This is a genomic window from Ancylobacter mangrovi, from assembly GCF_024752335.1.
Classification (GTDB): Bacteria; Pseudomonadota; Alphaproteobacteria; order Rhizobiales; family Xanthobacteraceae; genus Ancylobacter; species Ancylobacter mangrovi.
On the sequence record NZ_JANTHY010000003.1, the window covers coordinates 1 to 13,815 of the forward strand.

The window sequence follows — 13,815 nt, forward strand, 5'->3', positions numbered from 1 at the left end:
GTACTATGTCTCAAGACCTGGGAGAGTAGGTCGCCGCCAGGCCTGCAAAGAACAGCGCGCTTCTCATACGATACCAAACACTCAAAACCCCGCCCGTGGCTCAAACCACAAGCGGGGTTTTGTGCGTTCGGGGCGCAAGGAAGGGAGGGCGCCAGTAGCCGGCACTCGCCGGGGCGGTCCGCAACGCGAAATCACGAACGCGCCCGTCGGCAGTTCGAGCCGAGCAAACCCGAAACGCCGCAAACTGCCGACGTGGTCCATCGGTCGCCGGGCCGCCGGGCCGCTGGACGACAGCCGTCAGCACCATCGGCCGACGCTGGCGCCACGGCCGCCGAGACAAGCGGCGTTTGACGATCGGCAAGCTATACTAACGTCGGCAAACCATCATTGGGCGATGCGTCGAGCGTCGCGGCAGCGACACCGAGCACTCGCGCTTGGCCGCGTTCGAATAGGTGATGAATCCGCTATCGCCTGTCTGCCGAAGAGGCATCGCCACGTCCGAACTCGGCTTGTTCGCTGCCGTCGTGGAGCCGTCATCTGCCGACGGTCGAAACCCGGCAGCTGACCGGCGCACTGCCTCCGCCGATGCTCCGGGCATGCAGACATCCAGCACGCGATATCCTCCCGCTATCCATCGCCAGTCCGCAACCATCCCTGCGCCCACGGCCTGAGAACTTCCGAGCCAGGTCGCGGCCATTGTTCGCCCGCGGAACGCCGCCGTTTCCGTCCGGAGCACCGCGCCGCGCCGTCCGTGGGCAAGGCATAGCCGGCAAATAACGATCCCTCCGTTCCTCCCCGCGTCGCTTGGTCCCGCATTAGACATTGACTTGGCCATGCCGGCAAAGGACGCTTTCGCTTGCACCGTCTCCTTCCACCCGCTCGGGTTGGACCACGTCCGCCATTGCCCGACGTCGACGCAGGACAAGCTCCGATGACGCGGTCCCATGTTCCGATGGATTGACGCCGTCGACGTGCCGCTCCTTGTGGTCGGGGTTTCCTCGTCCCGTGTCGTCGCTGCCAATCCGCCCGCGCGGGCCCTATTCGGCGGGCGGCTCGACGGCGTGGAGGAGGCGCCGCCGCTGCTTGCCGACGTCGCCGGCGTCGAGGACGCCCTCGCTCTCGGTCGCGCGCTCGCGGCCGCGCCGGGGCGGGAACCCAGCGTCCAGCTCTTGCTCCATGATACGTCGGGAGAGCCGCTGCGGTTCGCGGCGGCGCTGAGCCCGCTGACCGACGAGCACCGGCTTCTCACGCTCGGCGAGCCCTCGTCGCGGTCGCTGCGGGGCGATTTCCTCGAAATCCTCGAACAGCTTCCCGCGCCGATCGAGCTCTACGACCGCGACCTCAACGCCCTGTTCTACAACAAGGTGGCGGACGAGTTCTTCCTGTATGACGACCAGGACATCATCCAGCACGACGACTGGTGGGCGGTCGGCTTCCCCGATCCGGCCGAGCGCGACGCGGCCTTCGCGGAGTGGAAGGCGAAGACTGAGGAGACGCGGCTCGACCGCAGCCTCACCGCCACCAGCGAGTGGAAGGTGCTGTGCCGGGACGGGCTGACCCGCATGGTGCAGTTCCGCTATCGCTGGATCGGCGACTATTTCGTCATGTCGTGGTGGGACGTGACAGCCCACCGCCAGACCGAGCAGCAACTGCGCCAGCTCGCAGTGTCGGACCCGCTGACCGGGCTGTGGAACCGGCGCCGGCTGATCGAGGACACGCAGGCGGCGCTGCTGGAGGCGGCGGCCGGCGGCTCGGCCTGCTCGCTGCTGCTGCTCGACGTCGACTGGTTCAAGTCGATCAACGACCGCTACGGCCACAGCGCGGGGGACGACGTTCTGCGCGCGCTCGCCGAGCGCGGGCTCGCGGCGCTGCGGACCTCCGACGTGATGGCGCGGATGGGCGGGGAGGAATTCGCGATCCTGCTGCCGGGGACGGATACGGAGAGCGCCATGACGCTGGCCGAACGGCTGCTGGCGACTATTCGCGCGCCGATTGCCACCGGCACGGGCGCCAACGCCAGCGTTCTGGTCGAGGTGACGGCGAGCATCGGCTGCACCACCAGCCATGGCGCGGACCGTGACGCGCTCGCGCTGATCGAGCGCGCGGACAGGGCGCTCTACCGGGCCAAGGCGGAGGGCCGGAATCGGGTGGTGTTCGATGAGCCGTGAGGCGGCGTCGCGCCGCTCGGGCGCGCGACGAGGCGAGGTGATGTCGGCCGGACGACAGAGCCGCTGGGGAGTGGGGCGCCGGGGAGTGGGGCACCGATCGAGGCTGTGAATCGAGGCCGCAGGGATCCGGGAGGCGCTTCCCACATGACGGAACGAGGCTGTGAGGAAATGGATACCGCCGGGCAGGGCGACGGAATCGGGCCGGACCATCCGCCGGGTTTCCGCAAGCTACTGAATAAAAAGCGATATCAGCTTCCACCGGACCGACCGGAGGCGGCCCGAGCGGCCGCGCATTCCCTTGTTCTTCGCACGCGGGACGCGGCCGGCGACCGGCGCCGGCGCCGGCGCGGACAAGGTGAAATTCAGCGCCGCCTCGTATCGCTTCAAGCTGTTTCACCGTACTGTGAGCAGGAACTGGTTCGTTTCGCGTCCGAAGGCTCAAGCAGTGATGCCCCTAATATTAATAGTCGACGATAGCTCAACGAACCGGCGTATCTACTCGGAGTTGTCGCGGCAGTTGCAGCCGGATGTTCGGGTGCGCGCTTTCGAAAGCGCGCGAAAGGCACTGCACTGGCTGACCGAGAATACTGCGGACCTCATCATCACCGACTACAAGATGCCGCAGTTGAACGGCGCGGCGCTGATCGCCGCCGTGCGGGCGCTGCCCCAGCACCGGGACCTGCCGATCATCGTCGTCACCGCCTATGACGACCGCAGCTTCCGCGTCTCCTCGCTGGAAGCGGGGGCGACGGACTTCCTGCTCAGCCCGGTGGACCATGTCGAGTTTCTGGCGCGGGCGCGCAACCTGCTGAAGCTGCGCGAGCAGCACCTGCTGATCACCCGGCGTGCGCATCTCCTGGAGATGAACCTCAACGCTAAGGACATGCAGCTGCGCGAGAGCCGGGAGGCGCTCGCCCAGGTGGTCGACACCGTTCCCGCGCTCATCAACGCGGTCGACATGGAAGGGCGCTGCGTGCTGGTGAACGCCCATCAGGCGGCCTTCGTCGGCAAGGTGCCCGCCGACCTCGTGGGTCATCCGGTCGAGGTGCTGCTGGGCGAGGAGCGGGGCCAGCTCAACCGCCGGCTCGACCAGCTGGTGCTGAAGACCGAGCGACCCCTCGCCCCGCGCGAGGAGGAGGTGACGACGCCGGAAGGCGAGCACCGCATCTACCTCACCAGCAAGGCGCCGCTCTATGACGGCGCGGGGCGCATCACCAGCATCCTCACCAGCTCGATCGACATCACCCAGCGGCGGCAGGCGGAGAGGCGGCTCGAATATCTCGCCAGCCACGATTCGCTCACCGGCCTGCCGAACCGGCTGATGCTGCGCGATCATCTGCGGCGCGAGCTGGCGCGCGGGCGCCGCGGCGACCAGAATTTCGCCCTGCACTTCATCGATCTCGACCGCTTCAAGGCGGTCAACGACGCGCGCGGCCACCACTGGGGCGACAGGCTGCTGCAGAGTGTGGCGGAAGGGCTCGAGCAGCTCGTGGGTCCGGGCGTCACCGTGGCCCGCCTCGGCGGCGACGAGTTCGCGGTGCTTCAGCCCGACATCGACGGGGCCGAGGATGCCGGACGCCTCGCGCAGGCGATCCTCGACATGCTCACGGCCGAAGACGAGAACCTGCAGCTGCCGAGGATCGGCGCCAGCATCGGCGTCACCATCGCCCCGCTGGATGGCGCCGATCCCGACGAGCTGCTGCGCAATTCCGACCAGGCGATGTACCTTGCCAAATCGGTCGGCGGGAACACGTGGCGGTTCTTCGCCGCCGACATGGCGCCGCGGGCGAGCCAGAAGGCGGAGCTCGAGGGGGAACTGCGCAGCGCGCTGAAGCGCCAGGAGTTCGTGCTCTACTACCAGCCGCTGATCGACTTGCGGAGCGGGGGCGTGGTCGGGGCGGAGGCGCTGCTGCGCTGGCGCCATCCCCGGCGCGGGATTCTCTCCCCCGACGCGTTCCTCGGCCTCGCCGAGGAAACCGGCCTCATCCTGCCGATCAACGAGTGGGTGCTGAGGGAGGCCTGCCGCCAGGGCGTGGTCTGGCAGGAGACCGGGCTCGGCGTGCTGCGCATCGCGGTCAATCTCTCGCCGATCCAGTTCCGGCGGCAGAAGGTCAGCGAGCTGGTGCGCGACGTGCTGGACAGCAGCGGCCTGCCGCCCGCCTCGCTGGAGCTGGAACTGACCGAGGGCATCCTGATCAGCCATGACGAGCAGATCGTCACCCAGATGGAGCTGCTGCGCTCGATCGGGGTGAGCCTCTCGGTGGACGATTTCGGCACCGGCTATTCGTCGCTGAACTATATTCGCAACTTCCCTCTGCACCGCCTCAAGATTGACCGTTCCTTCGTCAAGGATCTGGCCAATGATCCGCGCGCGCTCGCCATCGTGCGCACCATCATCGATCTCGGGCACATACTGAACCTCCAGGTGCTCGCGGAAGGGGTGGAGGAGGAAGCGCAGCTCGCCATGCTGCGGGCGGAAGGCTGCGACGAGGTTCAGGGATATTATTTCAGCCGTCCGGTCCCGTCCGAGTCCTTCGCCGAGTGGTTGACCACGCGAGGTGGCGAAGGCGTCTGCGGGGCGCTTTAGGCAGGAAGCAGATATGTCGACCTGGTCAGGGGCCGGTCGGCGGCTGGGCGCGTCGTTCCGTCGGCTGTCGGGGCGACTGCGCAACCGCCCCGACAGCGAGCACGAGATGAGCTTCAACCGGCTCATCTTCGCCTCCATCATCGTCGCCGTCCTGCTGGTCAATCGCAGCACGGGCGTGGTGGACGACTCGCTGCGGGTGATGTCGCTCTACATCCCACTCGCCCTCGCCGTGCTCGGCCACATCGTGCTGTTTCCGGGTGTCTCGCGTGGGCGCCGTCTGTTCTCGCTGCTGCTCGACTGCTGCTTCCTCTCCTGGCAGCTTCATCTCGGCGGCGAGATCGCCTCGCTGTTCTACCCGATCTATCTGTGGGTGATCTTCGGCAACGGCTTCCGCTTCGGCCTCGCCTCCCTCGCCATCGCCATTCCGATCGCCACGCTCAGCTTCGGGGTCGTGGTGTGGACCACGCCGTTCTGGTACCAGCAATGGCATCTCTCGGCCGGCCTGCTGATCGGCCTCGTCATCCTCCCCGCCTATTCGGGCACGCTGATACGCAAGCTCTCGCTCGCCACAAGGGTGGCCGAGGAGGCGAGCCAGGCGAAGAGCCTGTTCCTAGCCAGCGTCAGCCACGAGCTGCGCACCCCGCTCACCGCCATCGTCGGCATGACCGGGCTGCTGCGCGGCACCCCGCTCGCCAGCGAGCAGCGCGAGATGGTGGAGACGGTGGACGTTGCCACCCGCTCGCTGCGCTCCCTCATCAACAGCCTGCTCGACCTCTCGCGCATCGAGGCCGGCCGGATGCCGGTGCCCGACGAGCCCTTCGACGTGCTCGCCCTGCTGCTCGACGCGCGCCGGCTGGTCGAGAGCCAGGTCCGCGAGCGGGGCCTCAGCTTCGACATCCACGTCACGCCGCGCACGCCGCTGATCCTGTCCGGCAGCCGCCAGCACCTGCACGAGGTGCTGATCAACCTGGTGGGCAACGCGGTCAAGTTCACCCATGCGGGCGGCGTGACGCTCGCCATGGACGCGCAGCCGGGCGAGGATGGAAGGCTGCGGCTGGCGGTCGAGGTCACCGATACCGGCATCGGCATCGCTGCGGCCGACCAGGGGCGCATCTTCGAGGATTTCACCCAGGCCAATTCGAGCATCCTCAACCGCTTCGGCGGCACGGGGCTGGGCCTGTCCATCACGCGGCGGCTGATCGAGCTGATGGGAGGCTCGATCTCGGTCGAGAGCGCGCCGGGCGAGGGCAGCACCTTCCGCATCGAGGTGCCGCTCGCCACCGTGCCGGACGAGGGGTTCGACGGCGAGGAGCCGTGGCGCCGGCGCGGCGTCGTCCTCGTCTGCCGCGACGCGAAGCCGCTCGCCGGCGTGGTCGCGGCGCTGTCCTCGCTCGGCATCCGGCCGCTGATCGCCAATCCCGCGCTCGGCCCGGCGCGGATGTTCCCGCCCGAGGCGGCCGGTGCGATCCGCCTGCTCTACGAGCCCGACACCCACAACCTGCCCTTGCTGGCGCCGGCCTCGAACGGCGCGCCGCCCAAGGCGGTGATGCTGAGGCCCGACGCCGATCCCGGCCTGCCGGACCTCGAGATCCGCCAGCGCTGTGCGAGCCTGCTCGCCACCGGCACTACGGTGATCGAGCTCAAGCGCGCCATGACCACCGCCTGCCGGCTGGTCGCCCCGCTGGCAAGCCCGGCGGAGCCGCCGCGCGCGCTGCGCCCCGGCGAGCCGCGGCGCCTTCTGCTGGCGGACGACAACCGCATCAATCAGCGCGTGTTCCGCCGCATCCTCGAGGGTGCCGACCATTCGGTGCTGATCGTCGAGAGCGGCGAGCAGGCGCTCGACGTGCTCACCGACAAGGCGGACGATTTCGATCTGGTGCTGATGGACTTCAACATGCCCGACATGGACGGGCTGGAGGCCACCAAGCTCTACCGCATGATGGCGACCGGCGAGCGGCGGCTGCCGATCGTCGGGCTGACCGCCGATGCGAGCGCACAGCGCGACGGGCGCTGGCAGCAGGCGGGCATGGACGACTGCCTGATCAAGCCGGTCGAGCCGGCGACCCTTTTGGCGGCGGTGGACCGGCTGGCCTCCGGCGGCGAGGGCGGATCTTTGTCCGGATCTCTGCCGCAGCGCCTGTCGCCCGCCATGCTCGACCCGTTCGGTCCGCCCAGCCTCGACGACAGGGCGATCGAAAGCCTGTGTGAGCTCGGCGGTCCGCGCTTCGTGACCGAGCTGATGGAGGACTATCTGGTGGACGCGGAGATGATCCTCGCGCGGCTGGTCGAGACCGCACGGCGCGGCGATCTCCTGGCCTTCCGCGACGAGGCCCACGCCCTCCAGAGCAGTTCGGCCAATGTCGGCGCCCTGTCGCTCAGCGTGCTGTGCGCGCCGTGGCGCGAGCTCCGCGCCGAGGAGCTGCGCGCCCGGGCCGCCGAGCTGGAGCGCCAGGCGCGGACCGAGCTGAACCGGACGCGCGAAGCCATGCGCGCCTGCTCGGAGCGCATGGTTGGTCTCGGGTGACGAGATACACCGGCGGGCGCCGCGCCCGCCGGTGCGCCGGACGCAGGCATCACTCCGCCGCCGTCAACATCGGGGTTGGGGTTAACAGGCCCGCCAGTCGCCGGTTCTGCGCGGCGCACAGCCGGTCCATCTTGCGCAGGTCGGCCTCGGTCAGGTTCATGGCCGCCTCGGCCCAGATGTCGACGACGTCGATCAGTTCCTCCAGCGTTACCGGATCGACCCGCCGCCGCGCCCGGTAGACCGCCTGGTGCGCGTTCTGCTTGCGGCTGTGGCGGGCGATGTAGTCGATGGTGGCCTGGCGGCCCTGCCCGTCCTCCGCCAGAACGTCGACGACGCCCATCTCGAAGAGCTCCTCGGCCGTGTGCACGCGGCCCGACAGGATGAGCGCCTCGGCCCTGTTGCGCCCCATGCGGCGCTTCAGGAAGCTATAGGCGCCCATGCCGGGGAACATGTTGAACAGGATCTCCGGCAGGCCGAGCTTGGCGCTGCGCTCGGCGACGATCAGGTCGAAGGAAAGCGCGTGCTCGAACCCTCCGCCCAGCGCGTCGCCCTGCACCAGCGCCATGGTGACGACCGGCGCCTCGAAGGCGACGGCGTTGCGGTGGATGGCCTTCACGGCGACATGGCCGTAATGGCGCATGGCGTCGAGGTCGCCGGTGCGGATGCGCTGGGCGAAATGGCCGAGGTCGCCGCCCAAATTGTAGATGCCGGGCACGTCGGAGGCCATGACGAACCAGGAGAACGGCGCGGCGGCGGGGCCCGGCAGTTCGGCGAAGCTGCGGGTGATGGTCGCCTGCATCCGGCTGATGTCGCCCATCAGCTCATGGGTGTAGGACGGCTTGCCGAGCGGCTTCATGTAGCACCAGCAGATGGCGCTCGCGGCGTCGATGCTGAGGCGGATGTTGTCGTAGCCATTGTCGCAGATCGCGCGGGCCGCTCGTTCCGTCGCCAGGTTGGTGGCGTCGGCGAATGCGCCGGCACGGGCGGGGGTGTCGTTTTCCATGCTGATGAGGGACATCTTCTCGCTCCATGTGGGTTTGTGAACCAGGCACTGCCGCTCGGATAACGCCGCGCGGGCAGTTCGCTTCCCATTAGGCGTGCGAGTCGGCGCGAGAGCCAGAAGCGATTCGCGTTTAGCTGCCCTGCCCGTTCCGAATGACCCGAAATTGTGCATTCGCAGGCCTTCGCGTGCCATGAAGGATGGCACTGAGCCGGCGAAGGATGGGCGCGGGGAAGGCGAAGGGGGAGGTGGCGCGGTGGGCCCGCAGGGCGCCGCGACGGGCGCCGCGGTCGGGAGGGATGAAGATGGAGATTGGCCGGTTCAGCGCAGGGGCGAGTCGGCGGTCCGACGCGCCGGGCGCGTGCCGCCGTGCCAGGGTTCCGAACCTTCGGCTAGGCCCAGGGACTGACCGAGGGACGTCCGGTGCGGGGGGGAGCGAAGGATGTTCGGTCAGAGACGAGAGACGGGTTGGAAAGCGGTCTCGCGGACGCCTTCGCGACCAGCGCACCGTGTCGCCGAAAGCGGGCCCGCCGAAGCGTCCGGGGGCCGATTCACCGGGCGGGCGAAGGGGGCGACGCGCGGTCGTCGCGCGGGGGTTCACTTCCCATCAGACATCTTTGACCAGGCGCTCGAACAGCGGGGCGAGCAAATCCACCAGGACCTTCGGATCGGAATCGGCAAGAGCACCGAGGCCGATCTCCTGCCGCATCATCTGGAAGCCCGCGACAAGCGACAGGATCAGCGCGGCGCGCTGCTCGACGTTCTCTCCTTCCAGCATGGCCGCGACCGTCTTCTGAGGGGCGACCTCGATAACTTCACGACCGATCCGCGCGGCGCGGGCGCTTGATGCTGAATTCAGCAATATCAGAAAGCCGTCGAGCGGTTTGGCTCCCGGCGCGGTTATCTGAACGAGCGCCTCCGCTATGGCCGCGCCTGGATGCTCCGACTTCAATACCCGTTCCGTGGCGATGATCGGCGCGGAGTTGGCCGCCGCGATCGCCTCGGCGAAAAGCTGCTCCTTGCCGCCAAAATAGCGGTTGACCAGCATGGCGGTGACCCCGGCCCCCGCGGCGATCTCGCGCAAGCCGGCACCGTCATATCCCAAGCGGGCGAACACCTCGCGGGCAGAGCTCAGGATCGCCGCCCGCGTGGCGGCGGCGTCGCGCCGTCTTGGTCGGTTCTCGCTCGTCATCTTGCAACTCTACACCTGTAGACATAGGTTCTCATCCGAAGTCTACACGTGTAGACTTTCAGCGCAATGGAGCGGCGTATGGTCGAGACGGTCTTGGTGACGGGGGGAACCGGGTTCATAGCCCAGTATTGCATGCTTGCGCTGCTGGACGCCGGCTATTGCGTGCGCACCACTGTGCGCTCGCTGGCCCGCGAAGCGGAAGTGCGAAGCCATCTCAAACTGGGCGGCGCCGAGCCGGGCGAGCGACTGTCATTCATTGTTGCCGATCTCACCGCCGACGTGGGCTGGGCGGAAGCGACCGCGGGATGCGCTTACGCGATGCACGGGGCCTCGCCGACGCCGACCGGCGGCCAGACAAGCGAAGAGGATTGGATCAGGCCGGCGGTGGACGGCAATTTGCGGGTGCTTCGGGCGGCACGAAATGCCGGCGTCAAGCGCGTTGTGCTGACCTCGGCCTTTGGCGCAATCTGCGCCGGCCACGGTCCAATGGAGCGGCCCTTCAACGAGACTGATTGGAGCGACCTGACGGCCGGCAATGTCTGGCCGTATCAGAAATCCAAGACCCTCTCGGAACGGGCGGCCTGGGATTTCATTGCCCGCGAGGGAGAGGGGATGGAACTGTCCGTCGTCAATCCGGTGGCCGTGCTGGGTCCGGTGCTGGGTGCCGACTATTCGCACTCCATCCGGCTGATCAAGAACATGCTGGACGGACAGCCGGGACAGCCGAGGATCAATTCCGGCTTCGTAGACGTGCGGGATGTGGCGGACCTGCACGTGCGGGCGATGACCCACACAGCCGCCAAGGGTGAGCGCTTCCTGGCGATCGCTGGCGAAAGCATGTGGCTGGCCGACGTCGCCCAAGTTCTGAAGGACCGCGTGGGAGCGGCCGCCGACAAGGTCTCCACCGAGGTTGTTCCTGACGAGGCGGTACGTCGGGGGGCGCTCACGGACCCGGCATTGCGCGGAGCGGTTCCCCTGTTGGGCCTCAACCTGAATGCGACGAGCGAAAGGGCCATACGCCTGCTCGGCTGGACGCCACGGCCCCGTGAAGAGGCCATTGTCGCAACGGCGGAAAGCCTCGTCCGGTTGGGCTTGCTGGCGAGAGGCTGACAACCTCGCGTTCAGACGGGCGAAGTAACCGCAGCTCGAATCTCGTCCGGTAAACTGGCGCACCCGGCACGATTCGAACGTGCGACCTTTGCCTTCGGAGGGCAACGCTCTATCCAGCTGAGCTACGGGTGCGTCGGGCCGTGACCGGCGCCCGGCTTTCATAGTCGAAGCCGCCGGTACGGGCAACAGGCTCGACGGCCGCTCCGATGGATCGATCGCGGGCCAATGAGCATCCGCGCCGTGATGCGACGCCTTGTCTGCGGCGTGCCGCATCAAAACTGTCAGGCCCCCAAGGCCGCCGCTTTCTCCCACGCCGTGGCATGCGCCCTGCGGCCAACCCAACCGTGACGCGGCAGTCCACCGACCACCACCCGCCATCGCGGCCGTGACACGCCGTGCGCTGCGACACGCCGGCCATGGCCAACCATACCGCGCCCGGCTGACTGCCGGTCGCCATCCGCCCCGCGGTTCACCGCTCCGGTATCGCGGCAGGGCCGATGACCGCGACACGTATCGGACGGTCGGCCGCACCGGGGCGGGGGCTCCTCTTTCGGTGGCTCACCCGCCGCAACCCTTCCGCCGCCTCATCCCCGCACGAGCCCACGGCGGATGAACCGTGGCGATGGCGGGGGCGCGGTTCGTTGCTATATAGCCTGCATGAACACGGACGCTCCTCCCGCCGCCGCGCGTGCCCGCTTCTCGCCCGAGGAGGTGGAGCGCTATGCGCGCCATCTCGTGCTGCCGGAAATCGGCGGCCCCGGGCAGCAGAAGCTGAAGAAGGCCAGCATGCTGGTGGTCGGGGCCGGCGGCCTCGGCGCGCCGGTGCTGCTCTATCTCGCTGCCGCCGGCGTCGGGCGGCTGGTGGTGGTGGACGATGACGAGGTGTCTCTGTCGAACCTGCAGCGCCAGGTCATCCATGCCACCGCCGCGGTCGGCCGGCCCAAGACCGAGAGCGCGGCTGCGTTCGTCGCCGCGCTCAACCCGCATGTCGCCTTCGAGGGGGTGGCAGCCCGCCTCACCGCCGACAACGCCATGGAACTCGTCTCCGGCGTCGACGTGGTGATCGACGGCTCGGACAATTTCGCCACCCGCTATCTCGTCTCGGACGCCTGCGCACTTGCCGGGCGGCCGCTGGTGACGGCGGCGCTCGGGCGGTTCGATGCCACCGTCACCACGCTGCGCCCGCACGAGAAGGGCCCGGACGGCATGCCCAACCCGACCTATCGCTGCCTGTTCCCAGAGCCGCCGCCGGCCGGCACCGTGCCGAGCTGCGCCGAAGCGGGCATTCTCGGCGCGCTGGCGGGCGTCGCCGGTTCGCTGGTGGCGCTGGAGGCGATCCGCGCCGTGGTCGGCTTCGGCGAGGGTCTGGTGGGGCGGCTGCTGATGATCGACACGCTGTCCATGCGCTTCGAGACGCTGGACTATGGCTGGGACCCGGACAACCCGATCACCGGAGCGAATCCCACCGTCACCGACCTGTCCGCGTACCGGCGCTAGATGGCCGCTTGCGGGACGTGATCCGACTCGCGGAGCAGGGACGCCCGAGGCTGTCCGACGAACGGCGTTGCTCCGGCGGGCTTCGGACGACTCCGGGATCAGGCTGAATCAAGCTCGCGCGGGAAAGGCGGGCGTTTACCGTCGGCGGCAGCCCGCCCTATAATTCGAGCCTAGGAATCGGTTGTCCGCGACCGGAGCCCCGAACGCGCGCCCCCACGTCCGGATAGCCTCGACCGCTCAGCTCGCAAGCTGGTGGGCAAGCAGATTGTTGTGGCCGGCGATCCAGCCGGGGATCAGGAAAGCGTCGACCAGCACCCAGATGCCGACGATCGCCAGCAGCACCAGGCCGACGCCGGCGGCGGCCAGGATGACGCCGGCGACGGTGAGCAGAAGCTGCGCCACCGCGCTGCCGGTCCTCCCGCTATAGAAGCGGTGGCCGCCGACGCCGCCGAGGAAGAACCACAGCACATAGGCGACGCCCAGCGACTTCTTGTTGGCTTCGTAAAGCATGAGCGAGCGGGCCTCGCCGCCCACCATGCCGACCTTGCCCGTATCCATAAGTAGCCTCCCAGCCCGAAATACAACCAATAATGGCGATAACGGGGCGAATTTGCTACTTAAAAGTGTACGAATTGACAGCGACTTTGGACGGCCCGCGCGGGCCTAGAGCATGGCAGGTAGCACGCGGTCGGGCAGGCGGTGCCCGTCCATGAAGGCCTTGATGTTGACGATCACCTTCTCGCCGGTGTCGACGCGCGCCTCGACCGTGGCCGAGCCCATATGCGGCAGCAGCACGACCTTGCCGGCGCGCGCCAGCTTCAGGAGCTTCGGGCTTACCGCCGGCTCGCGCTCGAACACGTCGAGCCCGGCGCCGGCGATCTCGCCGCTCTCGATCATGCGGATCAGCGCGTGCTCGTCGATCACCTCGCCGCGCGCGGTGTTGACGATATAGGCGTCGCGCCGCACCAGCTTCAGCCGCCGGGCCGAGAGCAGGTGGAAGGTCGCCGGCGTATGCGGGCAGTTCACGGACAATATGTCCATGCGCGCCAGCATCTGGTCGAGGCTGTCCCAGTAGGTCGCCTCCAACTCCTCCTCGATATGGGCGGGGAGGGGGCGCCGGTTGTGATAGTGGATCTGCAGGCCGAAGGCCTTGGCGCGGCGCGCCACCGCCTGGCCGATCCGCCCCATGCCGATGATGCCGAGGCGCTTGCCCCAGATGCGGTGGCCGAGCATCCAGGTCGGCGACCAGCCGGGCCACACGCCGTCTTCGTTGATGATCAGCGCCGCGCCCTCGGTCAGCCGGCGCGGCACGGCGAGGATCAGCGCCATAGTCATGTCGGCGGTGTCTTCCGTCAGCACGCCGGGCGTGTTGGTGACGGTGATGCCGCGCTTGCTGGCGCCGACGACGTCGATATGGTCGACGCCATTGCCGAAATTGGCGATCAGCTTGAGGTTCGGCCCCGCCGCCTCGATCACCTTGGCGTCAATGCGGTCGCAGATGGCGGGCACCAGCACGTCGGCGGTGGCCACGGCCTCGGCGAGCTCGGCCTGGGACATCGGCACGTCGTCGACATTGAGCCGCGCGTCGAACAGCTCGCGCATGCGCGTCTCGATCTTGTCGGGCAGCCTGCGTGTGACGACCACGAGCGGCTTCTTGCGGGCCATTCTACTCCCCGTGTGGACAGGCGCCGGGCGATCAAGCTCCCGTTAACGCTGAGAGGAGACACTCGCGCCGGT

9 protein-coding genes and 1 tRNA gene are annotated in these 13,815 nt (G+C 68.3%); 5 read left to right on the forward strand and 5 right to left on the reverse strand.

The features are described from left to right. Positions 1-944: 944 nt before the first annotated feature. From NVS83_RS09755 to NVS83_RS09765, 3 genes are all read left to right on the forward strand, one after another. The gene (locus NVS83_RS09755; RefSeq protein WP_258739139.1) at positions 945-2,168 is read left to right on the forward strand and encodes a GGDEF domain-containing protein; all 1,224 of its coding nucleotides are present in this window, start codon (positions 945-947) and stop codon (positions 2,166-2,168) included. Between the two features lie 448 nt (positions 2,169-2,616). Next, positions 2,617-4,755 (forward strand): putative bifunctional diguanylate cyclase/phosphodiesterase, encoded by a 2,139-nt coding sequence (locus tag NVS83_RS09760; RefSeq protein WP_258739733.1) that lies wholly within the window; start codon positions 2,617-2,619, stop codon positions 4,753-4,755. A 13-nt stretch (positions 4,756-4,768) separates the two neighbouring features. Next, entirely contained in the window at positions 4,769-7,279 is a 2,511-nt protein-coding gene (locus NVS83_RS09765; RefSeq protein ID WP_258739140.1) for a hybrid sensor histidine kinase/response regulator, read from the forward strand. Between the two features lie 49 nt (positions 7,280-7,328). Here the strand turns inward: NVS83_RS09765 and NVS83_RS09770 are convergent, their stop codons facing one another. Next, positions 7,329-8,297 (reverse strand): crotonase/enoyl-CoA hydratase family protein, encoded by a 969-nt coding sequence (locus NVS83_RS09770; RefSeq protein ID WP_258739141.1) that lies wholly within the window; start codon positions 8,295-8,297, stop codon positions 7,329-7,331. 589 nt (positions 8,298-8,886) lie between these two features. After that, on the reverse strand, positions 8,887-9,471 hold the full coding sequence (locus NVS83_RS09775) for a TetR/AcrR family transcriptional regulator (protein ID WP_258739142.1): 585 nt from the start codon (positions 9,469-9,471) through the stop codon (positions 8,887-8,889). A gap of 78 nt (positions 9,472-9,549) precedes the next feature. On the opposite strand from NVS83_RS09775, the gene NVS83_RS09780 reads away from it, so the two are divergent. Further along, the gene (locus NVS83_RS09780; protein WP_258739143.1) at positions 9,550-10,581 is read left to right on the forward strand and encodes an SDR family oxidoreductase; all 1,032 of its coding nucleotides are present in this window, start codon (positions 9,550-9,552) and stop codon (positions 10,579-10,581) included. Positions 10,582-10,636: 55 nt separating this feature from the next. Here NVS83_RS09780 and NVS83_RS09785 read toward each other — a convergent pair. Next, positions 10,637-10,713, reverse strand: a tRNA-Arg gene (locus NVS83_RS09785). Positions 10,714-11,238: 525 nt separating this feature from the next. On the opposite strand from NVS83_RS09785, the gene NVS83_RS09790 reads away from it, so the two are divergent. After that, the gene (locus NVS83_RS09790) at positions 11,239-12,078 is read left to right on the forward strand and encodes a HesA/MoeB/ThiF family protein (RefSeq protein WP_258739144.1); all 840 of its coding nucleotides are present in this window, start codon (positions 11,239-11,241) and stop codon (positions 12,076-12,078) included. Between the two features lie 237 nt (positions 12,079-12,315). Here the strand turns inward: NVS83_RS09790 and NVS83_RS09795 are convergent, their stop codons facing one another. Beyond that, positions 12,316-12,636 carry a TM2 domain-containing protein gene (locus NVS83_RS09795; protein ID WP_258733012.1) on the reverse strand — a complete coding sequence of 107 codons (321 nt, stop codon included), beginning with the start codon at positions 12,634-12,636 and terminating at the stop codon, positions 12,316-12,318. A 105-nt stretch (positions 12,637-12,741) separates the two neighbouring features. Next, positions 12,742-13,743: a 2-hydroxyacid dehydrogenase gene (locus NVS83_RS09800; RefSeq protein ID WP_258739145.1), complete on the reverse strand. Its 1,002-nt coding sequence runs from the start codon at positions 13,741-13,743 to the stop codon at positions 12,742-12,744. Between the last annotated feature and the right edge of the window lie 72 nt (positions 13,744-13,815).

Excerpts from the sequence above, each read along its gene's own strand:
- NVS83_RS09755 (WP_258739139.1), top strand. The coding sequence starts at position 945 with ATGTTCCGATGGATTGACGCCGTCGACGTGCCGCTCCTTGTGGTCGGG.
- NVS83_RS09800 (WP_258739145.1), bottom strand. The coding sequence starts at position 13,743 with ATGGCCCGCAAGAAGCCGCTCGTGGTCGTCACACGCAGGCTGCCCGAC.
- NVS83_RS09790 (WP_258739144.1), top strand. The coding sequence starts at position 11,239 with ATGAACACGGACGCTCCTCCCGCCGCCGCGCGTGCCCGCTTCTCGCCC.
- NVS83_RS09765 (WP_258739140.1), top strand. The coding sequence starts at position 4,769 with ATGTCGACCTGGTCAGGGGCCGGTCGGCGGCTGGGCGCGTCGTTCCGT.
- NVS83_RS09770 (WP_258739141.1), bottom strand. The coding sequence starts at position 8,297 with ATGTCCCTCATCAGCATGGAAAACGACACCCCCGCCCGTGCCGGCGCA.
- NVS83_RS09795 (WP_258733012.1), bottom strand. The coding sequence starts at position 12,636 with ATGGATACGGGCAAGGTCGGCATGGTGGGCGGCGAGGCCCGCTCGCTC.
- NVS83_RS09780 (WP_258739143.1), top strand. The coding sequence starts at position 9,550 with ATGGTCGAGACGGTCTTGGTGACGGGGGGAACCGGGTTCATAGCCCAG.
- NVS83_RS09775 (WP_258739142.1), bottom strand. The coding sequence starts at position 9,471 with ATGACGAGCGAGAACCGACCAAGACGGCGCGACGCCGCCGCCACGCGG.
- NVS83_RS09760 (WP_258739733.1), top strand. The coding sequence starts at position 2,617 with ATGCCCCTAATATTAATAGTCGACGATAGCTCAACGAACCGGCGTATC.